The organism is Streptomyces sp. NBC_00162 (genome assembly GCF_024611995.1).
In the GTDB taxonomy this organism is placed as follows: Bacteria; Actinomycetota; Actinomycetes; order Streptomycetales; family Streptomycetaceae; genus Streptomyces.
The window spans coordinates 6,148,013-6,173,234 of sequence record NZ_CP102509.1 but is presented as its reverse complement, the minus strand read 5'-3'; the positions used below and the strand labels follow the sequence as shown (position 1 = coordinate 6,173,234).

Sequence of the window (25,222 nt, the reverse complement as noted above, 5' to 3'; positions counted from 1 at the left end):
TTCCCCTCCACTCGTACGAGGCGAGTCGCCGGCCGGCCGGAGGGAACCCGTCCCGGAACCCTAGGCCTGAGCCGTGTCCGCACCGCTCTCGGCGGCCAGTTCGCGCACCGCGTCGGCGAATGCGTCCCCACGCTTGTTGTAGTTCGCGAACATGTCCATCGAGGCACAGGCAGGCGCCAGCAGGACCGTGTCGCCGGGCTCGGCGAGCCGGGCCGCTTCGCGGACCGCTGCGAGCATCGCCCCAGTGTCGGTCCGCTCGAGGTCGACGACCGGGACCTCGGGGGCGTGTCGCGCCAGCGCCTCGGCGATCAGCGCCCGGTCGGCGCCGATCAGCACCACGCCGCGCAGCCGCTTCGCCGACTTCCGGACCAGCTCGTCGAAGGTCGCGCCCTTGGCGAGGCCGCCGGCGATCCACACGACCGTTTCGAAGGCGGCCAGGGAGGCCTCGGCCGCGTGCGTGTTGGTGGCCTTGGAGTCGTCGACGTACGTGACCTCGCCGACGTCGGCCACGTGCGCGACCCGGTGGGCGTCGGGACGGAAGTTGCGCAAGCCGTCGCGGACCGCGCGCGGCTCCACGCCGAAGGCGCGGGCCAGGGCCGCCGCGGCGAGCGCGTTGGCGATGTTGTGCGGGGCCGGCGGGGTGACGTCCTCGACGGTCGCGAGCTCCTGGGCGTTCTTCTGCCGGTTCTCCACGAAGGCGCGGTCGACGAGGATGCCGTCGACGACGCCGAGCATGGAGGGGCCGGGGGCGCCGAGGGTGAAGCCGATCGCCCGGCAGCCCTCTTCCACGTCGGCGTTCTCGACGAGCTTCTCGGTGGCCGGGTCGGCGACGTTGTAGACGCAGGCCACCGTGTTGCCCTCGTAGATGCGGCCCTTGTCGGCGGCGTACGCCGCCATGGAGCCGTGCCAGTCGAGGTGGTCCGGGGCCAGGTTGAGCACGGCCGCCGAGTGGGCGCGCAGCGAGGGCGCCCAGTGCAGCTGGTAGCTGGAGAGTTCGACGGCGAGCACGTCGTAGGCGCCCTCGTCGAGCACCACGTCGATGATCGGGGTGCCGATGTTGCCCACCGCCGCGGTCCGCAGGCCGGCGGCCTTCAGGATCGACGCCAGCATCTGGGTGGTGGTGGTCTTGCCGTTGGTCCCGGTGATCGCGAGCCAGGGGGCGGCCTTCTCGCCGCGCAGCTGCCAGGCGATCTCCACGTCCCCGACCACCTCGACGCCGGCCTTGGCGGCGGCCTCGAAGAGCGGGCTGTCGGGCTTCCAGCCGGGCGAGGTGACGACCAGGTCGGTCCCCTCGGGAAGGGTTTCGGCGTCGGCGAGGCGTACGGGGATCCCCGCGGCCGCCAGCTCCGCCGCGCGGGCGCGGTGGCCCTCGCTGTCACCGCCGTCGACGACGGTCACCGAAGCGCCGAGGCCGGCCAGGGCGCGGGCGGCACTGATGCCGCTCACGCCGAGGCCGGCGACGGTGATGTTCTTGCCGTGCCAGGAGGTCACTTGTCGGCTGCCCATCCCGCGTAGAAGAGACCGAGACCCACGATCACGCACATGCCCTGAATGATCCAGAAGCGGACCACGACAAGGACTTCGGACCACCCCTTGAGTTCGAAGTGGTGCTGCAGCGGGGCCATCCGGAAGACGCGCTTCCCGGTCATCTTGAAGGAGCCGACCTGGATGACGACCGACATGGTGATGAGGACGAAGAGGCCGCCGAGCAGGGCGATCAGGAACTCCGTGCGGGAGCAGATCGCCAGGCCGGCGAGCGCGCCGCCGAGGGCCAGCGAACCGGTGTCACCCATGAAGATCTTGGCCGGCGAGGTGTTCCACCACAGGAAGCCGAAGCAGGCGCCCATCAGGGCGGAGGCGACGACCGCGAGGTCCAGTGGGTCGCGCACCTCGAAGCAGGCGCCCGGGTTCGTCAGGGTCTGCGCGTTGACGCAGGACTCCTGGTACTGCCACACGCCGATGAAGGTGTAGGCGCCGAAGACCATCACCGCGGCGCCGGTGGCCAGACCGTCCAGACCGTCGGTCAGGTTCACGCCGTTGGACATCGCCAGGATCATGAACAGCGCCCAGACGACGAACAGCACCGGGCCGATCGACCAGCCGAAGTCCGTGACGAACGACAGCCTGGTGGAGGCCGGGGTCAGTCCTCGCGAGTCGGAGAACTGGAGCGCGAGCACCGCGAAGGCGATGCCGACGATCAGCTGGCCGGCCATCTTGGCCTTGGCCCGCAGACCCAGCGAGCGCTGCTTGACGATCTTGATGTAGTCGTCGAGGAAGCCGACCAGGCCCATGCCCGCCATCAGGAAGAGGACGAGCAGGCCCGAGAAGGTCGGCTCACTGGACGTGATCACCTTCGTCAGGGCGTACGCGACGAGCGTGGCAAGGATGAAGGAGATGCCGCCCATGGTGGGCGTGCCCTTCTTCCCGGCGTGGCCGCGGGGGCCGTCGTCGCGGATGAACTGGCCGTAGCCCTTGCGGGCCAGACCCTTGATCAGCAGCGGGGTGCCGATGAGGGTGAGGAAGAGTCCGATGACTCCGGCGAACAGGATCTGCCTCATCGGTCGGCGCCCTCGCCCTCGCGCTCCAGCAACGCCAGCGCGACCCGCTCCAGACCGATCGACCTGGAAGCCTTCACCAGCACGACGTCACCCGGGCGCAGTTCACTGCGCAACAGGTCGACCGCCGCCTGCGCGTCGGACACGAGCACCGACTCCTCACCCCACGAACCCTCGTTATATGCGCCCAGTTGCAGCCAGGACGCTTCCCTGCCCCCGACTGCGACGAGCTTGCTCACGTTGAGCCGGACGGCAAGCCGTCCCACCGCGTCGTGCTCGGCCAGCGATGCGTCACCGAGTTCGGCCATGGGACCGAGCACCGCCCACGTGCGTCCCCCGTTCGCCCTGGCGGCGCCGCCCATCGCGGCAAGCGCGCGCAGGGCGGCCCGCATGGACTCCGGGTTCGCGTTGTAGGCGTCGTTGACGATCGTCACGCCGTCGGCCCGCTCGGTGACCTCCATCCGCCACCGGGACAAGGTGCCCGCTCCGGAGAGCGCGGTGGCGATCTCCGAGGTGGACATGCCCAGTACATGGGCCACGGCGGCAGCGGCTAGCGCGTTCGACACGTGGTGCTCACCGTACAGCCGCAAGGTCACATCACTGCACCCGGTCGGTGTGTGGAGTGTGAAGGCGGGCTGTCCCCCGGGGGTCATCCGTACCTCGGTGGCCCGGATGTCGGCGTCCTCGGCCTCGCCGAAGAGGACCGTACGGGCCTTCGTACGGGCGGACATCGCGCGCACCAGCGGATCGTCGGCGTTGAGGACGGCGATCCCGCCCTCCGCCTCGGCCGGCAGGGCCTCGACCAGCTCCCCCTTGGCCTGGGCGATCTGCTCGCGGCCGCCGAACTCGCCGATGTGGGCGGTCCCGACGTTGAGGACGAGGCCGATGCGCGGCGGGGTCAGGCCGGTGAGGTAGGCGATGTGGCCGATCCCGCGGGCCCCCATCTCCAGTACCAGGTGCCGGGTTTCGCCGGTGGCCTTGAGCGCGGTGAGCGGCAGGCCGATCTCGTTGTTGAGGGAGCCCGGGGTCCACACGGTGGGTGCGTGGGCCTGGAGTACCTGCGCGATGAGGTCCTTGGTGGAGGTCTTGCCGGCCGAGCCGGTCAGGGCCACCACATCGGTGCCGAGGCGCTCCACGACGGCCCGGGCGAGGGCGCCGAGCGCCTTCTCCACGTCGGGGACGACGATGGCGGGTACGCCGACCGGCCGGGCCGCGAGGACGGCGGCGGCTCCGGCGGCGACGGCGCGTTCCGCGTAGTCGTGGCCGTCGACGTGCTCGCCGTCGAAGGCGGCGAACAGGCTGCCGGCCTCCACCTGGCGGGAGTCGATGACGACCGGACCGCTGATCCGCACGGACGGATCCGGTATGTCGTGGGGCCGCCCGCCGGTGATGTCGGCGATCTCGGCGAGGGAGAGGGCGATCACTGGTTCTCCTCGGCCTGTCGGGCACTGCTCTGCTGTGTCTCGATGGCCGCGCGGAGCACCTCGCGGTCGTCGAAGGGGCGTACGACGCCCGCGGTGTCCTGGCCCTGCTCGTGGCCCTTGCCCGCGACGAGCACGGTGTCGCCGGGCCGGGCGCGCGCGACGGCGGCGGCGATGGCCGCGGCCCGGTCGGCGTCGACGAGGACGGTGCCCCGTTCGGCGGGCGGCACGGACACGGCGCCTTCGAACATCGCGGCGAGGATCGCGAGGGGATCCTCGGAGCGCGGGTTGTCGGAGGTCAGGACGGCCACGTCGGCGTACCGGGCGGCCGCGGCGCCCATCGGGCCGCGCTTGGTGGTGTCGCGGTCGCCGCCGCAGCCGAGCACGATGTGCAGCTTGCCCTCGGTGACCTCGCGCAGTGCGCGCAGGACCGATTCGACGGCGTCCGTCTTGTGCGCGTAGTCGACGACGGCGAGGTACGGCTGTCCCGCGTCCACCCGCTCCAGCCGGCCGGGGACCCCGGGGACCGCGGCGACGCCGTCGGCGGCGGTCTGCGGGTCGAGGCCGGCGGCGGCGAGGGTGACGATCGCGGCGACCGTGTTGGCCACGTTGAACGGGCCGGGCAGCGGCGCGGTGGCCCGTACGCGCTGTCCTTCGGGGCCCAGCAGGGTCAGGGTGGAGCTCGCCGGTCCGAAGACCACGTCCTCGGCGCGCCAGTCGGCGGCCGGGTCGCCCGTGGCGGAGAAGGTGACGACCGGGACCGTCGCCTCCTTGGCCAGGCGGCGGCCGTACTCGTCGTCGAGGTTGACCACGCCCAGGCGGGCGCGGCGGGTCGTGAAGAGCCCCGCCTTCGCCTGGAAGTAGTCGTCCATGTCGGAGTGGAACTCCATGTGTTCCGGGCTCAGGTTGTTGAAGACGGCGACGTCGAAGACGCAGCCGTCGACGCGGCCGAGCACCAGGGCGTGGCTGGAGACCTCCATGGCGACGGCCTCGACCCCGCGTTCGCGCATGACCGCGAAGAGGGCCTGGAGGTCGGTCGCCTCGGGGGTGGTCCGCTCCGACTTGATGCGCTCGTCGCCGATGCGCATCTCGACGGTGCCGACGAGTCCGGTGCTGCGGCCGGCCGCGCGCAGGCCGCCTTCGACGAGGTACGCCGTGGTGGTCTTGCCGGAAGTACCGGTGATGCCGATCTGGAGCAGGCCCTCCCCGGGGCGGCCGTAGATCGCGGCGGCGAGTTCGCCCATCCGGCCGCGCGGGTCGGCGACGGTGAGGACGGGCAGGCCGGTCGCCGCGGCGCGCTCCGACCCCGCGGGGTCGGTCAGCACGGCGACGGCGCCGAGGCCGGCCGCCTGGGCGGCGAAGTCGGCTCCGTGCGTCCTGGCTCCCGGCAGGGCCGCGTACAGGTCCCCCGGGCGCACCGCACGGGAGTCGTGCGTGATGCCGGTGATCTGCGCCGCGCCTGGCGCTCGGATGCCCAGCAGGGTGGCCAGCTCGCCCAGGGGGGTCGGGCGGGCGGACACGGGCCGGGGCGCTCCCGGCGGCGCTGCCGGGGCGTCTTTCTGGGTGGTTCTGGGCTGATCAGCGTGGGACACGGCGGTGAGCGTACCGGGCTCGGCGGGCCGCCCGCGAAGCGAGGGCCCGGCCTCGGCGCCGGCGGCCGACTGGTTCCCGGGTTTCGGGGTGATCGTTGTCACTGGTGGTGCCTCACGCGTTTCTGGCGGGCCGGCCGGGTGCTGGGTCACTGGCCGGGCTGCGGACTGGGCTGCGTACTCGGCTGCGTACTCGGCTGGGGGACGGGCTGCGGGCCCGCGTCGAAGGTGACCGGGAGCCCGGCGGGAGCGGTGCCGGTCGGGGCGACCTGGAGGGTCTTCAGGGCGAACTCCATGACCTTCTTGTAGATGGGGCCGCAGATCTGGCCGCCGAAGTAGCTGCCCTTCGTGGGGTTCTGGATCGCGCAGTACACGGTGATGCGCGGGTTGTCGGCGGGTGCGAACCCGGCGAAGGAGGCGGTGTAGCCCTTGTAGCGGCCGGTGGCCGGATCCACCCGGTTGGAGGTGCCGGTCTTGCCGCCGACCCGGTAGCCGGGGATGCGGGCCTTGGTGCCGGTGCCCTCCTGGTCGTCGACCACCGATTCGAGCATCTCGGCCAGGGTCTTGGCGGTCTCCGGGCTGACCACGCGGCTGTGTTCGGGCGCCGGGGCCGGGGTGAAGCGGCCGTCGGGGCCCTTGGTGCCGCGGACCAGGGTCGGTTCGATGCGGACCCCGCCGTTGGCGATGGTCGAGTACACGGAGGCCGCCTGCATGGCGTTGAGGGACAGACCCTGGCCGAAAGGAATCGTGTACTGCTGGGAGGTGGACCAGTCCTCGGGCTTGGCGAGGATGCCGCGGGACTCGCCCGGGTACTCCAGGCCGGTGGGCCGTCCGATGCCGAACTTGGTCAGGTAGGAGTGCAGGACCTTGTTGGCCTCGGGCTGGGTGGAACCGAGCTGGCCGGTGGCCAGGATGGTGCCGATGTTGGAGGACTTGGCGAGGACCCCGTTGAGGGTCAGGTACCAGGTCGGGTGATCGATGTCGTCCTTGAACAGCCGGTCGCCGCGGTGCAGCCGGTTCGGGACCTCGACGTGGGTCTCGGGGGTGGCCTTCTTCTCCTCCAGTACGGCGGCCATCGACATCACCTTGGCGGTGGAGCCGGGCTCGTACACGTCCTGGAGCGCGGCGTTGCCCATGGCGGCGGACCGGGCCCGGGTCAGGTCGTTGGGGTCGAAGCCGGGGGCGTTGGCCATCGCGAGGATCTCGCCGGTGCGGGTGTCCTGGACGATGACGTAGCCGCGGTCGGCCTCGGACTTCTGGACCTGCTCGGCGATCGCGCTCTGCGCCGCCCACTGGATGTCGCGGTCGATGGTCAGCTCGATGTCCTCGCCGGGCACGGCGGGCTTCTCGCTGGAGCCGGCGGTGGGGACCCGGCGGCCGCCGGACTGCGCGAAGGTGGTCTCGCCGTCCTTGCCGGACAGCTTCTTGTCCAGGGAGGACTCCAGGCCGCCGGCGCCCTTGCCCTCGGCGTTGACGTAGCCCAGTATCCCGGCGGCGAGGTCGCCGCCCGGGTACACGCGCTTGCTGCTGTTCTCGTTGAACACCCCGGCCAGGACGTTGGCGCCGGGGCCGTTGTTCTTCTTGTCGGCCGCCGCCTTCTCCGAGAAGACCCGCTTGAGGTCCTTGATCTGGTTCCAGACCTGGGGGGTCTGCCGCTGGGCGAGGACGACGTACCGGGTCTTGGCCTTCAGCCGCTCGGCGAGCTCCTTGGCGTCCTTGCCGAGGATGGGCGCGAGGAGGGCCGCGGCCTGCTCGGGGGCGTCGGGGGCCTTGCTGTCCTGCGGCGTGAACATCTTCGGGTCGGCGGTGATGTCGTACGCGTCGACGCTGGTGGCGAGGGCCACGCCCTTGCGGTCGGTGATCTCCCCGCGTTCGGCGGCCAATTTGACGCTGGTGTAGCGGTTCTTGGAGGCCTCGGCGGAGAAGGCCCGGGCGTCGACGGCCTGTACCTGGAGCAGGCGGACGACGAAGGCGAGCATGACGAAGGTGAGGCCGAGGCTGACCAGGCGCAGGCGGGGGCGGGGGCTGCCGAGCCGGATCGTGTGGGGCCGTCTGGGCACCGCGGGCCGGCGGGTCGCCGGGCGGGCCGTGGCCCGGGCCCGGTCGCGCTCCCCGGGCCTCGGCCGCCCGGGCCCGGGCACCCGCCGCCGCGGCTCCTGCGGCCTCACGCGCGCACCGCCTCAATCGCCGACGGGGCTGGATTCGGCTGGATCCGCGTCACGACGTCACCTTCCAGGGGTGGGCGAGCCCGCCAGGCTCGGGGTGGGCGAAGCAGAGGCCGGAGGGGTCGGCGCCGGTGGGGGTTCGGCCGCTGCCGGGGTGCCGGCGACCTTGCCGTCCGGGCCGATGAAGACCGGGCTGCCGCCCGGGACGAGCCCCAGCTCCTGCGCTCGCCGCTGCAGCGCGTCGGGGGCCGAGTACCCGTCCACGTCACGCTGCAGCGCCTGCTCCTCGTCCGTGAGCGCGGTCGTCTCCTTCTTCAGCTTGCTCAGCTGGAAGGAGCCCGCGTTCAGCGCCGAGTTCAGCAGCAGCAGGCTGATCAGTCCGCCGGCGAGCAGCGCCACGACCAGCAGCACGAACGGCATCCGCGCCGCCTGCCCACCGGAACGCGGACGGGGCCGAGGGCGAACGGGTCGCCCGCCGATCGCCCGGCCGAGGCGCGTGGCGACCTTCCCGGCCTTGGTCACAGTCGCGCCTCCCGGATGCGTTCGACGCCGCGGAACCTCGCCGGGGCGGCCCGCCGGTTCTCGGCGATCTCCTCCTCGGTCGGCAGTTCCGCGCCGCGTGTCAGCAGCTTCAGCTTCGGCTGGTACTTCTCCGGGACGACCGGCAGCCCGGGCGGGGCCGTCGAGGTCGCGCCCGCCGCGAAGACCTGCTTCACGAGCCGGTCCTCCAGCGAGTGGTACGAGAGCACGGCGATCCGGCCGCCGACCGCGATCCGGTCCACCGCCGCCGGAATGGCCCGCTCCAGCCCCGACAGCTCACCGTTGACCTCGATGCGCAGGGCCTGGAAGGTGCGCTTCGCGGGGTTGCCGCCGGTCCGCTTGGCGGCCTGCGGCAGGGAGTCGCGGATCAGCTCGACCAGCCGGGCGCTGTTGGTGAAGGGCTCCTTCTCCCGCTCCCGGACGACCGCGGACACGATCCGCTTGGCCTGCTTCTCCTCGCCGTACTGGCGCAGGATCCGGACGAGCTCGCCCGGCGCGTAGGTGTTGAGCACCTCGGCGGCGCTGATGCCCGTCGTCTGGTCCATCCGCATGTCGAGCGGCGCGTCCTGCGCGTACGCGAACCCGCGGTCGGCCTCGTCCAGCTGCATGGAGGAGACGCCCAGGTCGAAGAGGATGCCCTGGACGGCCGGGATGCGCAGGCCGTCGAGGACCTCGGCGAGGTCGGCGTAGATCGCGTGGACGAGGGTGGCCCGGTCGCCGAAGGGCGCGAGCCGCTCGCCGGAGAGCCGCAGGGCCTCCTTGTCGCGGTCGAGACCGATCAGGTGGGCCTCGGGGAACCGGGTCAGCAGGGCCTCGCTGTGGCCGCCGAGGCCGAGGGTGCAGTCGACGACGACGGCCCCGGGCCTCTCCAGCGCCGGGGCCAACAGGTCCAGGCACCGCTGGAGCATCACCGGGACATGTCGGGACTCGCTAGTCAAAGCGCCCTCTCAGATAACGGCGCGGCAGGCATACGCCGCGCCGCGCACGCGGAGTGTTACCAAGGGGCCGGGCGGCCGGTCAGGGCCGGGCTCCGGCCGGTTCGCGTCACTTTAGTGCAACGGTCGCCGCGGTCAACGAACCGCCCCGCGCGGCGTGCGGACGGCTCCATGGGAACCCGCAAAAGCCGCGAATCACCCGGTCGGCCGCCTCCTCCTCACCCCTGTGGGTTAGCTCACAACAAGGCTTGTTGACCTTCTTTGTCCACCCTCACTCGATGCCCGCACGGGCTGTGACCACTACCGTCGTATCCATGACGACTTCCGCACCCCTGCCCGCCGACCCCGCACCCCCGGCAGCCGGCGCCGGCTCCGTCACCGATCGGCTGGTCGAGGCGAACCGGCACTACGCCGCGGAATTCACCGATCCCGGCATGGACGCCCACCCGGTTCTCCAGGTGGCCGTCGTGGCCTGTATGGACGCCCGTCTCGACCTGCACGCCGCCCTCGGCCTGGAGCTCGGCGACTGTCACACGATCCGCAACGCGGGCGGCGTGGTCACCGACGACACCATCCGCTCGCTCACCATCAGCCAGCGGGCCCTGGGCACCCGCGCGGTGATACTCATCCACCACACCGGCTGTGGTCTCGAAAGCCTGACCGAGGACTTCCGGCACGAGCTGGAGGACGAGGTCGGCCAGCGCCCCGCCTGGGCCGTGGAGGCCTTCCGGGACGTGGACCAGGACGTCCGCCAGTCCATGCAGCGGGTGCGCACCAACCCGTTCCTGCCCCACAAGGACGATGTGCGAGGCTTCGTCTTCGATGTGCACACCGGCCTCCTGCGGGAGATCGATCCCAGCTCTTGAGTGACACAAGGCCGTAACGCCGTCAACAATGCGGGGAGACGCCCCCCGGGAACCCCCCGGGGCCGGTGTCCGTGTTTGGGGTGGGCCGGTCATGCGCCAAGGGCGTCGGCCCTGGAATTGGGCCGAGGAGAACCAGGTGACGACGTATGACGACCGAGCGAGCCTCGCGGATCTGACCAGCACGGCGGAGCGGGTGCGCCAGTCGGTCGAGAGCGTGATCGAGGGCAAGCCCGAGGTCGTACGCCTCGCGCTGACCGTGCTGCTCGCCGAGGGGCACCTGCTGATCGAGGACGTCCCCGGCGTCGGCAAGACCATGCTCGCCAAGACGCTCGCCAAGTCCATCGACTGCTCGGTGCAGCGCATCCAGTTCACACCGGACCTGCTGCCCTCCGACATCACCGGCGTCAGCATCTACGACCAGCAGCGCCGCGAGTTCGAGTTCAAGCCGGGCGCGATCTTCGCGCAGATCGTCATCGGCGACGAGATCAACCGCGCCTCGCCGAAGACCCAGTCCGCGCTGCTGGAGTCGATGGAGGAGCGCCAGGTCACCATCGACGGCACGACGTACACGCTGCCGAGCCCCTTCATGGTCGTCGCCACCCAGAACCCGGTGGAGATGGAGGGCACCTACCCGCTGCCCGAGGCCCAGCGCGACCGCTTCATGGCGCGGGTCTCCGTCGGCTACCCCAGCCCCGAGGCCGAGCTCCAGATGCTCGACGTGCACGGCGGGCTCTCCCCGCTCGACGACCTGACGGCCGTCGCGCACGCCCACGAGATCGTCAAGCTCATCGAGGCCGTCCGCGAGGTCTACGTGGCCGAGCCCGTCCGGCGCTACGTGGTCGACCTGGTCTCCGCCACCCGCAGCCACCCCGACCTGCGCCTGGGCGCCTCGCCCCGGGCCACCCTGCACCTGCTGCGCGCCGTGAAGGCCTCCGCCGCGCTCGCCGGCCGGGACTACGTCCTGCCCGACGATGTCCAGGCGCTGGCCGGTCCGGTCCTCGCGCACCGGCTGCTGCCCACCGCCCAGGCCCAGCTGAACCGGCGCACCGCCGAGCAGGTCGTCGGCGAGATCCTCCAGCGCACCCCGGTCCCGGCCGCGCACGCCCGCGGCGAAATGCCGCCCGGCGCGGGCATCCGGGGCTTCTGATGAGCGCCGGTGCCCCGAGCGGCGCCGGCGGCCGGGCCGATGACGGCCAGGGCGGCGGCGGGCTGCGCGCGTCGCTGTCCGGCCTGACCACCCGCGGCCGTTCCTTCCTGGCCGCCGGGATCGCCGCGGCCGTGTGCGCGTACGTACTGGGCCAGGGCGCGCTGCTCCGGGTCGGACTGCTGCTCGCCCTCCTGCCGCTGCTCTGCGTCTACGCCCTGCACCGCACCCGCTACCGGGTCTCCGGCAGCCGCCGGCTGACCCCGGGGCGGGTCCCCGCGGGCGCCGAGGCCCGGGTGCAGCTGCGCATGGACAACACCTCCCGGCTCCCCACCGGCCTGCTGATGCTCCAGGACCGGGTGCCGTACGTCCTCGGCCCGCGCCCGCGGTTCGTCCTGGACCGGGTCGAGCCCGGCGGCCGCCGCGAGGTGTCCTACCGGGTCCGCTCCGACCTGCGCGGCCGCTACCCGCTGGGCCCGCTCCAACTGCGGCTGACCGACCCCTTCGGGCTGGTCGAGCTGACCCGCTCGTTCAGCACCTTCGACACCCTCACCGTCATCCCGCGCACCGAGCCCCTGCCGCCGGTGCGCCTGTCCGGCGAGTCCTCGGGTTACGGCGACGGATCCCGCCGCTCGCTGGCCCTGGCCGGCGACGACGACGTGATCCCGCGCGGCTACCGGCGCGGCGACGACCTGCGCCGGGTGCACTGGCGCTCCACCGCCCGCTACGGCGAGCTGATGGTCCGCCGCGAGGAGCAGCCCCAGCGCAGCAGGGCCACGGTCCTGCTGGACACCCGGCGCCTGGCCTTCGAGGGCGCCGGTCCCGACTCCGCCTTCGAGTGGGCCGTCTCCGCGGCCGCCTCCAGCCTGGTCCACCTCCTGGAACAGGGCTACGCGACACGGCTGCTCACGGACACCGGGGACTCCGTGCCCGGTCTGGGCGGCGGCGGCTTCACCTCCGGCGGGCACGAGTCCGCGGAGGCCGCCGGGATGATGATGGACACCCTCGCGGTCGTCGGGCACTCGGACGGCACCGGGCTCGCCCGGGCCTACGACGCCGTGCGCGGCGGTGGCGGTGGCGGCTTCGGCGAAGCCGGCGGTGACGGGCTCCTCATCGCCTTCTTCGGAGACCTTGACGACGTACAGACCGAGCTGGCGGCCACGATGCGCCAGCGCACCGGGGGCGCGGTGGCCTTCGTACTGGACTCCGCGACCTGGTCCGGACAGCCCGCGCGGGACCAGGCCCTCCCCCCGGTGGAACAGCGGCTGCGCAGGCTGCGCGACGCTGGCTGGACGGCCCTCGCCGCCCCGCCCGGGGTCGCCTTCGGCGAGCTGTGGCGGCATGCCGGGACCACCGCGTTCGGTACGGGAACCTCTGGAGGCCGGGTATGAGCGGGCGCGCGAGAGTGACGCTGTTCGCGGCGCTGGCGACGCTGCTCACCGCGTGGTCGCTGGTCCCCCTGGTCGAATCGGCGGGCTGGCTGCTCCAGGCGGCGCTGCTGCTGGCCGTGCAGAGCGCGGTGGGGGCCGGGGCCCGGCGGGTGCCGCTGGCGCGGTCGCTGACCGTGGCCGCGCAGCTGCTGGTGTCGCTGCTCGTCCTCGCGGTCCTCTTCGCCGGGAAGGGCGAGTCGACCGGGAACGGGCCGCTGGCCTACCTGGTGACGGACTTCGGGGCGCTGTTCCAGCGGGGCGTGCAGGACGTGAGCGAGTTCGCGATCCCGGCCCCGCAGACGGACGGCATCCGGCTGCTGCTGGTGACCGGGGTGCTGCTGATCGGGCTGCTGGTCGACACCCTGGCGGTGACCCTGCGGACGGCCGCCGCGGCGGGGCTCCCGCTGCTCGCGCTGTACTCGGTGGCCGCCGGCCTGTCGGGCGGCGGGGAGGCCTCCTGGTTCTCCTTCCTGCTGGCGGGCTGCGGCTACCTGATGATGCTGCTGGCCGAGAGCCGGGACCGGCTGGCCCAGTGGGGCCGGGTCTTCGGCGCGGCCCCGCGAGACCGGGTCTCGGCCGCCTCCGGCCTCGGCGGCGGCAAGGACGGCCGGCTCACGGCGCCGGTGCGGACCGGCCGGCGGATCGGCGCGATGGCCCTGGGCCTCGCGCTGGCGGTGCCGGCGGCGCTGCCCGCGCTCGGCGGCGGACTGCTGGGCGCGCAGGGCGACGGCGAGGCGTCCGACGGCGGCGTGGGCGGGACGATCTCGGCGGTGAACCCGCTGGTCTCCCTGCAGAGCAACCTGAACGCGCAGGACAACCGGGTGGTGCTCAAGTACCGGACGGACAACCCCCAGCAGGGCGAGCAGTACCTGCGGATCCTGGCGCTGGACGAGTTCAACGGGATCAAGTGGGAGGCCTCCGGGCGGTCCCTGTCCGACGTCCCGGCGCGGCTGCCGAATCCGCCCGGGCTCAGCGGGGACGTCCGCCAGGTCTCGGCCGAGGTGCAGACCAACGTGTCGGCGGCGGACACCTACACCCAGCGCTACCTGCCCATGCCGTACCCGGCGACCTCGGTGGACATCACGGGGAAGTGGCGGTTCGAGCCGGCCGGGCGGACCCTGGTCGGGGACCAGCTGGGCAAGGACAAGTTCCAGAACGTGCAGGGCGCGCAGTACTCCGTACGCAGCCTGCTGCTGAAGCCGACGGCGCAGCAGTTGCGGAACGCGCCGGAGGCGGATCCGGCGATCCGCGCCGAGTACACGAAGCTGCCGGACAACCTGCCGCCGGTGGTCACCGACACGGCGCGCCAGGTGACGCAGGGGGCGAAGGACAACTACACGCGGGCCGTGAAGCTCCAGGACTACTTCGCGGTGAACGGCGGCTTCCGCTACAACACGAAGACGGCCTCGGGTACGGGTCCTCAGGCGGTCGCCCGGTTCCTCGCCGACAAGGAGGGCTTCTGCATCCACTTCGCGTTCTCGATGGCGGCGATGTCCCGTTCGCTGGGCATCCCGGCGCGGGTGGCGGTGGGCTTCACCCCGGGTGAGAAGCAGTCGGACGGCAGCGTCAACGTGTCGATGCGGGACGCGCACGCCTGGCCGGAGCTGTACTTCGAGGGCGTCGGGTGGACGCGGTTCGAGCCGACGCCCCGGGCGGGCATCAACGTGCCGGACTACTCCCGCGCGCAGACCCCGACGGCCCAGCCGTCCGTGCCCGCGCCGCTGCCCTCGCAGGGGGCGACGCAGCCCTCGGCCGCGCCGTCGAAGACGGACGACTGCCCGCCGGAGCTGAAGAAGCTCGGCGAGTGCGGTGCGGCCGCGCCGAAGCAGAACGCGTCGGGTGGTGGCGGGCCGTCGGTGTCGGCGGTCCTCGGCTGGGCCGGGCTGGTGCTGGCGGTACTGGTTCTGCCGCTGCTGCCGCTGCTGTGGCGGAGCAGGCTGCGGGCCCGCCGGCTGGGCGCCGGGGAAGTGTCGGCGGCGTGGCGTGAGCTGGGCGACGCCGCGTGGGACGTGGGCGTCCGCCCGGACGAGGCGCTGTCGCCGCGTCGGGCGGCCGAGCGCGTGGTGAACCTGGGGCGGCTGGACGCGGAGGCCGCCGGTGCGGTGCACCGGGTCGCGGGTGCGCTGGAGCGGGCCCTGTACGCGCCGCCGGGCGCCGCCGGCTCGTACGCGGGCCTGGCGGACGACGTGCTGCTGGCCCGCGCGGGTCTGCTGTCCGGCACCGGCCGCCTGGCCCGCCTGCGGGCCCTGCTGCTGCCCCGCTCGGCGGCCCGGCTCGCGTGGTCGGCGTCCCGCCGGTGGTCGGCCCTGGCCGACCGCGCGAGCACGCTGTCGGCCCGCATCCGCCTGCGCATCCCCCTCCGGGGCCGCGGCTGAGGGACTGCGGGTCCACTGCCGGGGGCTCCGCCCCCGGACCCCCGCGAACGCGCGAACGCGGCGAGGCTCGATCCCCCCGAGCCCCGCCGCGTTCGCGTACCGCGTCACGGAGGAGGTACCCGGTCCGCTCCGCAGCCCCGTGTCTGCGGTGCGGACCGGGCCTCCTGTCCGTTGCCCCCAGTCTGGCGTCCGCGCAGGTGGGGGCCCATCCGCGCGCGTACTCATTTCCGTGCCTAGGTACGGATACTCAGCCGTCGCGGCGGGCCCCACCAGTTGTACGGGCTCCGCCGCCCCGGCGGCACCGCCGACTGGGGGTCAGCGGTTGCCGCTGACCCGGCCCCGCAGCAGCAGGGACAGCGCCGAGTGCACGTCGTCGAGGGACCGCTCGCTCTGGAAGGACTGCCAGTCCAGCGCGGCCACCAGCACCATCCCGACCAGCGCGGCCGCGGTCAGCTGTACGTCGATCTCGGCGCTCAGCTCACCGCGCTCCACGCCCTCCCGCAGCACCGTCTCCACGACGGCCACCGCCTCCTGCCGGACGACCATCAGCGTGGACTGCCATGCCCGGTTGGTCCGCCACAGCTCGGCGACGTACAGCTGCGTGAAGGCCGGGTAGCGGTCGATGAAGACGAGACCGGCCCGGATCATCGCGTCGAGCGCCTCGACACGGCTGCCGCCGCGCGCCTCCGTCTCCTCGGCGGCCGTCCGCAGCGAGACGGTCAGCAGCCCGACCCCGTGCCGCAGCAGCTCCTCGAAGAGGTCGTTCTTGCTCGCGAAGTTGTAGTAGACGGTGCCCTTCGCCACGCCGGCGCGCTCGGCGATCTCCTCGACCGTGGTCGCGGAGAAGCCCTGCTCGGCGATGAGGGTCACGGCCGCCTCGTAGAGCTTCTGGCGGGTCGCCTGCCGCCGGCTGCCGACGGCGGCGGAGGTGCTGCTGCTTTCCATGGCGCTGATTCTCACAGGTCACCGGCTCCTTACAGGCTCAGTTCCGGGTGCAGCCGGTCCATGGTCCACACCTGCTTGCCGCGGGCGGCGAGCGCGGTGAGGGCGAGGGCGCCCGCCGTGAAGGCCACCAGGACCGCGCAACCCTGCCACACGGGGGCGAGGTCGCCGCCCGTGATGAGGCGGCGCAGGCTCTCGACGACGTACGACATCGGCAGGTACGGGTGGATGGCGTTGAAGAAGTCCGGGCTGGTCTGTACGGGGTAGGTGCCGCCCGCCGAGGTCAGCTGGAGCATCAGGACGGCGAGGACCAGGATCCGCCCGGCGGCGCCGAACTTGGCGTTGAGCCACTGGACGATCGCCGCGAAGCAGCCGGTGACCAGCATCAGGAAGCCGATGGTGAGGGCCGGGCGGGCCATCTCCAGGCCGAGGCCCCAGTGGAGCACGGCCATGAGCAGGCTCACCTGCGCGGCGCCGATGCCCGCCACGGGCAGCCAGCCGGCGAGGGCGATCCGCCAGGGCGAGGCACCGGCGGCCAGGGCCCGCCGGTTCAGCGGGGCGATGATCATGTAGGCGACCATCGCGCCGACCCAGAGGGAGAGCGGGATGAAGTACGGGGCGAAGCCGGTGCCGTAGTTGGGCGCCTTGTGCAGGGACTGGTTGGCGAGCCGGACCGGGTCGGCCATGACCTCGGTGCGGGTGTCGCGCTGCTGCTGGTCGTAGTCGGGGATCTTGCCGGCGCCCTCGTGCAGTCCGTCGGCGAGGTCGCGGTTGCCGTCGACCAGCTTGTACATGCCGCCGTCGAGGGTGTGCGCGCCGTCGCCGAGCTTGCCGACGCCCTCCTTGATGGCGCCGGAGCCGTTGGTGGCGGAGCCGATTCCCGTGTGCAGCTGGGCCATGCCGGTGGCGACCTTGTGGGCGCCGGTGTTCAGGGCGTTGACCTTGGCGACGGCCGCTTCGAGGTCGCCTGCGAGCTGGGGGGCCTTGTCGACCAGCTCGCGGGCCTTCTTCTCCAGGTCGGTCAGCTGGGTGCGGAGCTTGGCGACGTCGCCGTTCGCGTTCTTGACCAGGGTGCTGACGTCCCCGGTGAGTTCGGCGGCCTCGGCCGCGTCGTCCTTGATCTTCTTCAGGTCGGGGCAGGAGGCCAGGTGCGGCTCGAGGCCGGGGGTGACGCAGTGCTTGGTGTAGTACGCGTCCGCGCCCGCGGAGGCCTTCTTGGCGGCGGATGCGGCGGCCGGGGCCTTCGCCGCGAACGTGTCGAGGTGGTTGTTGACCACCTTGGCGCTGTCGGCGACCAGCTCGGCGGTGTCCGCGAGGTTCTTGGGGTCCTTGACGAAGGGGCGGGCCTTGTCGGCGGCCCCGTTGACCTTGTCGGCGAGGCTCTGGGTGCCGTCCGCGACGTCCTTCGAGCCCGTCTCCAGCTTGCCGGCGGCCGAGTTCAGCTTCTTCAGGCCGCTGTTGAGCTCGCCGGTCTTCTCCTCGGCCGTGTCGAGGCCGTCGGCCAGTTCCTTGGCGCCCTCCTGGGCCTTGCCGGCCCCGTCCTTGAGCTTGTCGGCGCCGTCCGCGGCCTCGGCGGTCTTGTCGTGCAGGTCGGAGAAGTTGACGAAGATCTTGTCGAGGAACCCGCGGGAGGCGTTGGTCGACGCCGCCGAGCGGACCTCGGAGAAGACGGTGCGCGAGATCGAGCCGACGATGTAGTTGTTGGCGTCGTTGGTCTTTACCTGGAGGGCGCCGGTGGTGGGGTCCGCACCGGAGCTGGAGGCGATCTTCTCGCTGAAGTCGGCGGGCATGGTGAGGGACAGGTAGTACGTCCCCTTCTCCAGCCCCTTCGCCGCCTCGCCGGCGCTCACCTCGCGCCAGTCGAAGGTCTTGCTGTCGTGGAGCTTCTTGGCGATCTCACCGCCGGCGTCGATGCGCTTGCCGTCGACGCTCGCGCCCTTGTCGGCGTTGACGAGGGCGACGGGCACCTTGTCGAGGCGCTTGTACGGGTCCCAGAAGGAGCACAGGTACAGGGCTCCGTAGAGCAGCGGGATCAGGAGCAGCGCGACGAGAGCGGCCGCGGGCAGCTTCCCCCGCCCGAACCGCTTCAGCTCAAGCGCGGCCAGCTTCGGCGAGCGCATCGTCCGCCCCCTTCGTGTCGTCGTTCTCGGTGTCGGTGTCGTCGTTCTCGGCCTCGGCCTCGGCTTCGGCTTCCGCTTCGGGCTCGGCCTCGACTTCGGTTTCCGCTTCCGCCTCGCCGGCCGGCTCCGGCGGGCCGGTCCGCAGGACGAGCGCGTCGTCGGGGGCCTTGCTGGACACCGCGAGGACGGTGGTCCCGCGGGCGGCGACCGAGCGGAGCAGGTCCCAGGCCTCGGTGCGTTCGGCGTCCGAGAGCTTCAGGTCGAGGTCGTCCAGGGCCAGCAGCCGCGGCGAGCCGAGCAGGGCGATGGCCACGGACAGCCGTACGGACTCCAGGCGTTCCAGGTCCCGTACGGAGGTGCGCGGCCCCTTGGGCAGCGTGGCGAGGTCCAGTCCCGCGGCCGCCAGGGCGGCGTCGATGCGGGCCGAGGTGCTCGCGCGGCGCTCGCCGCGGGGGCGCAGCAGGGCGCGGACCGGACCCTCGTAGCGGCGCTGGAGCAGGGCGCCCTCGCGCAGGTGCTCGGCGACGGTGAGGGCATGGTCGAGCTCGTTGACCCCGGAGACCGGTCCGAGGGCGGCGATCCGGCGGACCGCGGTCATCCTCTTCGGCAGCCGGTGGTGGCCGACCTCGGCGTGTCCCTCGGTGGGCTTCATCCGTCCGGTGAGGGCCAGGAGCAGGCAGGTACGGCCGCTGCCGGAGGGGCCTTCGACCGCGATGAGCGAGCCGGGCGCCGCGTCGATACCGAGGCCCCGGAAGGCCCATCCGCGCGGGCCCTTGAGTCCGAAGTTCTCGGCTTTGACGGCCGCGCCGTGCGGGCTGTCCACACCGTCCCCCTTCTTTTTGAACTGACCGGTCAGTTCAAAAACTACCAGCTTCCTGCGCACCGGGTGTGCAGCGGGGGCCAGTTGCCGTCGGCCAACCCTCAAAACCGCAGGTCAGGGCAATTGTCAGTGGGGCCGGTCACGATGGTGGGAACGCATCGACAGGAGGTTCGTCATGGCCACACCGTCCCCGTCCCCTGTCCACCCCGTCCTGCGGAGGTCGGCGGCTCCCTCCCCTACGGCTCCGCCGTGGGGATACCCCAAGGCAGCCCTCGATCTACTCGCCAAGGCCCGCACCGGCCTGACCGAGGCCGCCCGGCTGCCGCGGCCCAACGAGCGGTACGCCACCGCCCACCTGGCCGCGCTGCGCACCGCCGCGGCCGTGCTCGCCGCGCGCGGGCGGCCCGAACCGGTGAACCCCCGGCGGCGGCCGAGGATCCGCAGCGCGTGGGAAGTGCTGCCGGAGATAGCGCCGGAGCTGGCCGAGTGGAGCGCGCTCTTCGCCTCCGGCGCCGCCCGCCGGGCCCGGGCCGAGGCGGGGATACCGGACGCGGCGAGCGGGCGGGACGCGGACGACCTGGTGCGCGCGGTCTCGATGTTCCTGCGCCTGGTGGAGCGGATGCTCGCGATCCAGCCGCCGCAGCAGACCCTGCCCCAACCCCGTCCGGAACGTCCCGAGGCGGGATGAGCTGCCTGGCTGCGGAAGGCAATAGGGTGGGGCCGGGTGGGGCACTGACCGCTCACCCCTTGCCTACCGCGCCGAGGAGCCATCAGCCGTGTCGGACACTTCCCGCCCCCGTGCCTCCCTCCGCACCGCCGTGGTGTGGGAGGTCCTCAAGGAGGCGCTCGACCGCCGGGTGAAGGCGACCGGCCGGGATGTCCTGGACGTGCTCGACACCGGTGGCGGCACCGGGAAGTTCGCCGTGCCGGTGGCCCGCCTGGGCCACCGGGTCACCGTGGTCGACCCCAGCCCGAACGCGCTGTTCGGGCTGGAGCGCCGGGTGTCCGAGGCCGGTGTCGCCGATCTCGTCCGCGGGGTCCAGGGCGATGCCCAGGGCCTGTTGGACGTCGTCGAGCGGGACTCCTACGACGTGGTGCTCTGCCACGGCGTGCTGGAGTACGTGGACGACCCGGCCGAGGGCGTGGCCAACGCGGTGGCGGCCCTGCGCGCCGGCGGCACGCTCAGCCTGCTGGCCGCCGGGCTCGGCGGAGCCGTGCTCGCCCGCGCCCTGGCCGGGCACTTCACGGAGGCCCGTACCGCCCTCACCGACCCGGCCGGCCGCTGGGGCTCCGGCGACCCGGTGCCCCGCCGCTTCACCGCCGAGCAGCTCGCCGAGCTGGTCGGCGGAGCCGGCCTCGAGGTCGGCTCGGTCCACGGCGTACGGATCTTCGCCGACCTCGTCCCGGGGGTTCTGGTGGACACCGAGCCGGGCGCCGTGGAGGCGCTGCTGCGCCTGGAGGAGGCGGCCGCGGAGCTGCCGGCCTTCCACGCGGTCGCCACGCAGCTGCACGTGCTGGGCGAGAAGCAGTCCTGATCTGCGATCTTCCTGGGACGGAGTCGGCCGCACACCCTCCGAACCGGCGCTCGGCCCCGTATGATCGGGGCAGTGACCGGCATGGTGGACGTGCCATTGGGGAATAAGCGCCTCAGTGACCGCTACTGCGGCGGTACAGATCTTTTCTGAGACTGATCGATTTGAGAACGTGGCGTAGAGGGCGGGTATCACGGGGGCGATTCCCCGCCTATCCTGAAGGGGACCCCTGGTCGCTACCCCCGCGACCGACGGATGAGGAGGACTCCCGTGCCGCTCTCGGAGCACGAGCAGCGAATGCTCGAGCAGATGGAGCGAGCGCTGTACGCCGAAGATCCCAAGTTCGCGACAGCGCTTGAGGGAAGCGGGCTGCGCACGTACACCCGGCGACGGGTTTACCAGGCAGTCGCAGGCATTGTGGTGGGTATCGCGCTCCTCATGGCCGGCGTGATCTGGCAGGACGTGCTCTGGGTCAGCGTGGTGGGATTTCTCGTCATGCTGGGCTGCACGGTCCTCGTGGTCACCGGTTGGCGCAAGGCACCCAAGCCTGGCGAGCAGCCCGTCTCCGGAAGTGCAGGCGGTTCGGCCCATGGCCAGAACCGGCAGCGTCGGTCGATGATGACGCGCATCGAGGAACGGTGGCAGCGCCGCCGTGACGACCAGGGGCAAGGGCAGTAGCCCCCGGACAACGTGAGTGAGTGAAGGACGGTTGCCTGTCGGCTGCCGTCCTTCGCTGTTCTGCCGCTGTCTGCCGCTGTTCTGCGTTCTCGGTTCCGTCCGCCCGATCACCCTTTCTGCGGCATCATGACCGGGTGAGTGTGCTCCCCCTGGTCTTCACCAGCGGCTGGGCCAGCGGGATCAACGCATACGCCGTGGTCCTCCTGCTCGGCATCTTCGGCGCGACCGGCCTGACCGACGAGGTTCCGGCGTCGCTGCAACGCACCGACGTGCTGATCGTCGCGGCGGTGCTGTTCCTCTGCGAGGCGGTCGCCGACAAGATCCCGTACGTGGACTCGGTCTGGGACGCCGCCCACACCGTGATCCGCCCGTTGGCCGGTGGCGTGGTCGGCGCCCTGCTGGCCGGCCAGAGCGGTTCGCTCTCCGACATCACCGCCGGCGTGGTCGGCGGCTCCACCGCGCTCGCCAGCCATTTCGTCAAGGCCGGCACCCGGATGGCGATCAACACCTCGCCCGAGCCGTTCACCAACGTCGGGATGAGCATGGCCGAGGACCTCGGCGTGGCCGGGATCATAACCTTCGCGATGTTCAACCCCCAGGCCGCGGCGATCATCGCGGCCGTCCTGCTGGCCGCCGGACTGGCCATACTGTTCTTCCTCTGGAGCCGGATCCGCCGCTTCCTGCGCCGCCGAGCCCAGCGCCGCGAGGAGAAGCACCTGGCCGCCGAGGCCCGCGAAGCCACCGGGGCAACCGGGCTCCCACCCCGCTGACCACAGGGGGTGCCTCGATAGGCTCAGCCGCATGGCACGAATTGCGGTGATCGGCGCCGGGATGGGCGCGATGGCGACGGCGGCCCGGCTGGCCGTGGCAGGGCACCGGGTGACGGTGTACGAGCGCGGGGCGACATACGGAGGCGCGGTCGGCCGGTACGAGCGCGAGGGTTTCGTCTTCGACACCGGACCCGGCCTGCTGCACCTGCCCGCCGTCTACCGCGACCTGTTCGTCAAGACCGGCAAGCGGTCGCTGGAGACCTGCGTCGACATGGCCCAGGTGGACCCGGCCGTCCGGCACGTCCTCCCCCACCACGGCGTCGACGTCACCCTCCCCGGCGCCTCCCGCGGCGGCGTGGCCGCCGCCCTCGACGAGGCCTTCGGCCAGGGCGCGGGCGAGCGTTGGAACGCCGTGCTGGGCCGCGCCCGGGACGCCTGGGACGCCACCCGCCGCCCCCTGCTGGAGGAGCCGCTGCCCGCGGACCGCCGGGCCCTCGCCGCCGATCCGTACCCCGCCGTGCGCCGGAGCGGCCTGCTCCGCCGCCGGACCCCGACCCTCGCCGAGGTGGCCGACCGGGAGCTGGGCGGCGGCCTCGGGGAGCTGCTGACCGGCCTGGTGGGCGCGTACGGGATCGACCCCGGCCGGGCCCCCGGCTCCGCCGCCGTCCTGCCGTACATGGAGCAGACCTTCGGCAGCTGGTACGTGCGCGGCGGGATGCGGGCCCTGGCCACCGCCGTCCACGAGCGCTGCCGGGAGCGGGGCGTGGAGTTCGTCTTCGGCGCGGAGGTCCGCGAGGTCGTCACCGCCGGGGGCCGCGTCGCCGGTCTGCTGCTGGCCGACGGCAGCGAGGTGGCCGCCGACTCCGTCGTCTGCGGGATCGACCCGCGGCTGCTGCCGGCCGCCTCCCTGCCCTGGCCGCCCGAGGCGGTCCCCGCCCGCGGGGCGGACCTGCCCAGCCGGCTCAGCCTCTTCCTCGCACTGCGCGGCGCCCGCCCCGCGGGGACCGTCCACCGCACCCTCGTGCACTCCCCCGGCCTGGACGTCGCCGTCCTGCGCCCCGACGACCCCGCCACCCGCCCCGACGCGGACCACGAGGCGGTCACCGTGACCGCCGTGTGCGGGCCGGGCAGTACGGGGGCCGTCGAGCCCGACCGGCTGCTGGAGCTCGCCGGGAAGGCCGTACCGGGGCTGCGGGAGCGGCTGCTGTGGCACGAGGCGCACACCCCCGCCGACGTCGAGGCGGCGACCGGCGCCCCGGGCGGCTCGGTGCCCGCCCCCGCCCTCGCGGGGGCCGGCGGGCGGTTGCTCTACCCCGCCAACACCACGGCCGTGCCGGGGCTGTACCTGGCGGGCGGCTGGGCGCATCCCGGCGGCGGGCTGGCGCACGCCGGGATGACCGGAGCCCTGGTGGCCGGGCTGATCGTGGAGGGCGCGGAGTTCCGCGGCTCCCAGTGACCCGCCCGGGGCCGGCCGGTCCTCAGTAGCGGTACTGCTCGTACTCGCCCTGCTGGGGGTACGGGTACTGCTGCGGCGGCTCGGCCTGCTCCTCCGCCGGGTAGGGCTGGGCCACGTCGCGCTGCTGCGGTACCCAGACCCCGCCGGGCGGGGTGTCCATGGAGTACTGCTGCTGCCCCTGGTCGGTGTACGGGGTGTAGGCGGCGTAGTCGGAGTAGTTGTAGGCCCCCGGCTGTTCGATGCCCCCGCCGGTGCCGATGTACGGGTCCGAGTAGGCGGCGTAGACCTGCTGCTGCTCGCCCGTCTGGTAGCCGGCGGAGTAGTCGTACCCGCCGCCACCGCCCTGGCCCGTCGGGTCGTAGTACGCGGCGTACTGGTGGGCGTCCTGCTCGGCCGTGGTGTACGGCGAGGCGAAGGCCGCGGTCTGGCCCGCGCCGGGAGCGGGCGCGAAGCTCTGTATGCCGTAGGAGCCGGTGTCCTCGGGCATGGGCTGCGGGCTGTAGACCTCTTCGGCCGCCGCCTGGAACTGCCGCTCGGAGCCGCGTCCTTCGCGCTCGGCCACGGGCCCGTCGGCGTCCTCGTACTCCAGCGCGGTGACCTGGAGCGCCGGTTCGGGGCGCGGGCTGCCGGACCGGCGGCGCCGGGACTGGCGTACGGGTTCCCCGCCGCGCCGCAGCGCCCAGCCGGCCTCGAAGCCCTTGCGGAAGGAGAGCGTCACCAGCGTCTGGCCCAGGGCGAACGCGGCCGCGCCGGCGCCGATGACCGGCACCGACGGCAGGACCACCCCGGCGACCACGCCGAGGAAGCCGGTGAAGGCGAGCAGGCGCCAGCGGAGCCGGGCCTTGTACTGCATCAGGACCTCGGCAAGCAACCACAGCGCGACGAAGCCGAACGCGATGTAGAGGACCGTCATACCCATGCATGGCCCCTCTCGGTACGGCCGACCGCCCGGGGAAGGGGGCCTGCCGGTCAGGCCCGCTGGTGCAGGCCCAGGTTCTCGTAGATCTCGAGAGTCGCCGTGGAATTGTTCAGCGTGATGAAGTGCAGCCCCGGGACACCCTCGGACAGCAGCCGCGCGCAGAACTCCGTGGCGAACTCGATGCCAATGGAGCGTACAGCGGCCGGATCGTCCTTGACGGCGAGCATGCGTTCTTTCACATCCTCGGGGAAGACCGCGTTGCTGAGTTGGGGCAGCCGGTCGAGCTGCTTGATCGCCACAACAGGCATGACCTCGGGGATGATCGGGGTCTCGCAGCCGGCCTTCTCGACGCTGTCGCGCAGCCGCAGATAATTCTCGGGATCGAAGAACATCTGGGTGATCGCATAGTCGGCGCCCGCGCGGCACTTGTCCACGAAATGCCGGATGTCCGTATCCCAGTCGGACGAACGCGGGTGCATCTCGGGGAAGGCGGCGACGCCGACGCAGAAGTCGCCGGACTCCTTGACCAGCCGGACCAGGTCGGCGGCGTAGTGCACGCCCTCGGGGTGGGCCACCCACTCGCCCATCGGGTCGCCCGGCGGGTCTCCGCGCACGACGAGCATGTTCCGGATCCCGGCGTCGGCGAACTGCCCGATGACATTGCGCAGCTCAGCGACTGAATGGTCCACAGCGGTGAGGTGCGCGACGGGGGTCAGCGTGGTGTCCGCGGCAATCTGCTCGGTGGCCCGGACGGTGCCGCCGCGGGTCGAGCCGCCGGCTCCGTAGGTCACGGAGACGAAGCTGGGGGATACCGCCTCGACCCGGCGCAGGGCGTTCCAGAGGTTGCGTTCGCCCTTCTCCGTCTTCGGGGCCCAGAACTCGAAGGAGTACGAGCGCCCGGACGCGAGGAGGTCGCGGACCGTGTGCGCACGGTCCGACCAGGTGGAAGCGGTACCAGAGGCCAT

General features: G+C 72.6%; 21 protein-coding genes. 9 read left to right on the top strand and 12 right to left on the bottom strand.

Annotation, left to right across the window (positions count from 1 at the left end):
- Positions 1-60: 60 nt before the first annotated feature.
- The 7 genes from murD to rsmH form a co-directional block, all read right to left on the bottom strand.
- Entirely contained in the window at positions 61-1,506 is a 1,446-nt protein-coding gene (gene murD, locus JIW86_RS28610; RefSeq protein WP_257556711.1) for a UDP-N-acetylmuramoyl-L-alanine--D-glutamate ligase, read from the bottom strand.
- Entirely contained in the window at positions 1,488-2,558 is a 1,071-nt protein-coding gene (gene mraY, locus JIW86_RS28605) for a phospho-N-acetylmuramoyl-pentapeptide-transferase (protein ID WP_215146448.1), read from the bottom strand. Before mraY ends, murD begins: the two co-directional genes overlap by 19 nt.
- Complete coding sequence (locus tag JIW86_RS28600) at positions 2,555-3,979, bottom strand: UDP-N-acetylmuramoyl-tripeptide--D-alanyl-D-alanine ligase (protein WP_257556710.1); 1,425 nt, start codon at positions 3,977-3,979, stop codon at positions 2,555-2,557. Before JIW86_RS28600 ends, mraY begins: the two co-directional genes overlap by 4 nt.
- A complete protein-coding gene (locus JIW86_RS28595) occupies positions 3,976-5,670 on the bottom strand; it encodes a UDP-N-acetylmuramoyl-L-alanyl-D-glutamate--2,6-diaminopimelate ligase (protein ID WP_257556709.1) in 1,695 nt (564 codons plus the stop codon). Before JIW86_RS28595 ends, JIW86_RS28600 begins: the two co-directional genes overlap by 4 nt.
- Positions 5,671-5,714: 44 nt before the next feature.
- Positions 5,715-7,733 (bottom strand): penicillin-binding protein 2, encoded by a 2,019-nt coding sequence (locus JIW86_RS28590; protein ID WP_322975557.1) that lies wholly within the window; start codon positions 7,731-7,733, stop codon positions 5,715-5,717.
- A gap of 57 nt (positions 7,734-7,790) precedes the next feature.
- Positions 7,791-8,150, bottom strand: coding sequence for a hypothetical protein (locus JIW86_RS28585; RefSeq protein WP_374199300.1), 360 nt, complete (start codon positions 8,148-8,150; stop codon positions 7,791-7,793).
- Positions 8,151-8,248: 98 nt separating this feature from the next.
- Positions 8,249-9,178 carry a 16S rRNA (cytosine(1402)-N(4))-methyltransferase RsmH gene (rsmH, locus tag JIW86_RS28580; RefSeq protein WP_251064982.1) on the bottom strand — a complete coding sequence of 310 codons (930 nt, stop codon included), beginning with the start codon at positions 9,176-9,178 and terminating at the stop codon, positions 8,249-8,251.
- Between the two features lie 341 nt (positions 9,179-9,519).
- Between rsmH and JIW86_RS28575 the strand changes: the two genes are divergently transcribed.
- The 4 genes from JIW86_RS28575 to JIW86_RS28560 all read left to right on the top strand — a co-directional run bounded on the left by JIW86_RS28575 (position 9,520) and on the right by JIW86_RS28560 (position 15,020).
- Positions 9,520-10,071, top strand: a complete 552-nt coding sequence (locus tag JIW86_RS28575) for a beta-class carbonic anhydrase (RefSeq protein ID WP_257556708.1) — start codon at positions 9,520-9,522, stop codon at positions 10,069-10,071.
- A gap of 136 nt (positions 10,072-10,207) precedes the next feature.
- A complete protein-coding gene (locus JIW86_RS28570) occupies positions 10,208-11,218 on the top strand; it encodes an AAA family ATPase (RefSeq protein WP_215146442.1) in 1,011 nt (336 codons plus the stop codon).
- Positions 11,218-12,606, top strand: a complete 1,389-nt coding sequence (locus JIW86_RS28565; protein WP_257556707.1) for a DUF58 domain-containing protein — start codon at positions 11,218-11,220, stop codon at positions 12,604-12,606. The genes JIW86_RS28570 and JIW86_RS28565 overlap by 1 nt, the downstream gene beginning before the upstream one ends.
- Positions 12,603-15,020 carry a transglutaminaseTgpA domain-containing protein gene (locus tag JIW86_RS28560; protein WP_257556706.1) on the top strand — a complete coding sequence of 806 codons (2,418 nt, stop codon included), beginning with the start codon at positions 12,603-12,605 and terminating at the stop codon, positions 15,018-15,020. The genes JIW86_RS28565 and JIW86_RS28560 overlap by 4 nt, the downstream gene beginning before the upstream one ends.
- 315 nt (positions 15,021-15,335) lie before the next feature.
- Here JIW86_RS28560 and JIW86_RS28555 read toward each other — a convergent pair whose 3' ends face one another.
- The 3 genes from JIW86_RS28555 to JIW86_RS28545 are packed head-to-tail and all read right to left on the bottom strand — an operon-like array spanning position 15,336 to position 18,905.
- On the bottom strand, positions 15,336-15,965 hold the full coding sequence (locus tag JIW86_RS28555) for a TetR/AcrR family transcriptional regulator (protein WP_257556705.1): 630 nt from the start codon (positions 15,963-15,965) through the stop codon (positions 15,336-15,338).
- A 29-nt stretch (positions 15,966-15,994) separates the two neighbouring features.
- A complete protein-coding gene (locus JIW86_RS28550) occupies positions 15,995-18,082 on the bottom strand; it encodes a YhgE/Pip domain-containing protein (protein ID WP_257556704.1) in 2,088 nt (695 codons plus the stop codon).
- Entirely contained in the window at positions 18,054-18,905 is an 852-nt protein-coding gene (locus JIW86_RS28545; RefSeq protein ID WP_257556703.1) for an ATP-binding cassette domain-containing protein, read from the bottom strand. The genes JIW86_RS28550 and JIW86_RS28545 overlap by 29 nt, the downstream gene beginning before the upstream one ends.
- A 172-nt stretch (positions 18,906-19,077) precedes the next feature.
- Here JIW86_RS28545 and JIW86_RS28540 point away from each other — a divergent pair, with 172 nt between their 5' ends.
- The 5 genes from JIW86_RS28540 to JIW86_RS28520 all read left to right on the top strand — a co-directional run bounded on the left by JIW86_RS28540 (position 19,078) and on the right by JIW86_RS28520 (position 23,338).
- Positions 19,078-19,590 (top strand): SAV_6107 family HEPN domain-containing protein, encoded by a 513-nt coding sequence (locus tag JIW86_RS28540; protein ID WP_257556702.1) that lies wholly within the window; start codon positions 19,078-19,080, stop codon positions 19,588-19,590.
- A gap of 88 nt (positions 19,591-19,678) precedes the next feature.
- Entirely contained in the window at positions 19,679-20,437 is a 759-nt protein-coding gene (locus tag JIW86_RS28535) for a class I SAM-dependent methyltransferase (protein ID WP_257556700.1), read from the top strand.
- A 267-nt stretch (positions 20,438-20,704) separates the two neighbouring features.
- Positions 20,705-21,112, top strand: a complete 408-nt coding sequence (locus JIW86_RS28530) for a DUF3040 domain-containing protein (protein WP_215146434.1) — start codon at positions 20,705-20,707, stop codon at positions 21,110-21,112.
- A gap of 134 nt (positions 21,113-21,246) precedes the next feature.
- Entirely contained in the window at positions 21,247-21,882 is a 636-nt protein-coding gene (locus JIW86_RS28525) for a DUF4126 domain-containing protein (protein WP_257556699.1), read from the top strand.
- Positions 21,883-21,913: 31 nt separating this feature from the next.
- Positions 21,914-23,338 (top strand): phytoene desaturase family protein, encoded by a 1,425-nt coding sequence (locus JIW86_RS28520; protein ID WP_257556698.1) that lies wholly within the window; start codon positions 21,914-21,916, stop codon positions 23,336-23,338.
- Positions 23,339-23,360: 22 nt separating this feature from the next.
- Here the strand turns inward: JIW86_RS28520 and JIW86_RS28515 are convergent, their stop codons facing one another.
- Positions 23,361-24,257 (bottom strand): hypothetical protein, encoded by an 897-nt coding sequence (locus JIW86_RS28515; protein WP_257556697.1) that lies wholly within the window; start codon positions 24,255-24,257, stop codon positions 23,361-23,363.
- A gap of 50 nt (positions 24,258-24,307) precedes the next feature.
- Positions 24,308-25,222, bottom strand: coding sequence for a methylenetetrahydrofolate reductase [NAD(P)H] (metF, locus tag JIW86_RS28510; protein ID WP_257556695.1), 915 nt, complete (start codon positions 25,220-25,222; stop codon positions 24,308-24,310).

Excerpts from the sequence above, each read along its gene's own strand:
- JIW86_RS28560 (WP_257556706.1), top strand. The coding sequence starts at position 12,603 with ATGAGCGGGCGCGCGAGAGTGACGCTGTTCGCGGCGCTGGCGACGCTG.
- JIW86_RS28555 (WP_257556705.1), bottom strand. The coding sequence starts at position 15,965 with ATGGAAAGCAGCAGCACCTCCGCCGCCGTCGGCAGCCGGCGGCAGGCG.
- JIW86_RS28585 (WP_374199300.1), bottom strand. The coding sequence starts at position 8,150 with ATGCCGTTCGTGCTGCTGGTCGTGGCGCTGCTCGCCGGCGGACTGATC.
- JIW86_RS28550 (WP_257556704.1), bottom strand. The coding sequence starts at position 18,082 with ATGCGCTCGCCGAAGCTGGCCGCGCTTGAGCTGAAGCGGTTCGGGCGG.
- JIW86_RS28515 (WP_257556697.1), bottom strand. The coding sequence starts at position 24,257 with ATGGGTATGACGGTCCTCTACATCGCGTTCGGCTTCGTCGCGCTGTGG.
- JIW86_RS28565 (WP_257556707.1), top strand. The coding sequence starts at position 11,218 with ATGAGCGCCGGTGCCCCGAGCGGCGCCGGCGGCCGGGCCGATGACGGC.
- murD (WP_257556711.1), bottom strand. The coding sequence starts at position 1,506 with ATGGGCAGCCGACAAGTGACCTCCTGGCACGGCAAGAACATCACCGTC.
- mraY (WP_215146448.1), bottom strand. The coding sequence starts at position 2,558 with ATGAGGCAGATCCTGTTCGCCGGAGTCATCGGACTCTTCCTCACCCTC.
- JIW86_RS28575 (WP_257556708.1), top strand. The coding sequence starts at position 9,520 with ATGACGACTTCCGCACCCCTGCCCGCCGACCCCGCACCCCCGGCAGCC.
- JIW86_RS28520 (WP_257556698.1), top strand. The coding sequence starts at position 21,914 with ATGGCACGAATTGCGGTGATCGGCGCCGGGATGGGCGCGATGGCGACG.
- rsmH (WP_251064982.1), bottom strand. The coding sequence starts at position 9,178 with ATGCTCCAGCGGTGCCTGGACCTGTTGGCCCCGGCGCTGGAGAGGCCC.
- JIW86_RS28540 (WP_257556702.1), top strand. The coding sequence starts at position 19,078 with ATGGCCACACCGTCCCCGTCCCCTGTCCACCCCGTCCTGCGGAGGTCG.
- metF (WP_257556695.1), bottom strand. The coding sequence starts at position 25,222 with ATGGCCTCTGGTACCGCTTCCACCTGGTCGGACCGTGCGCACACGGTC.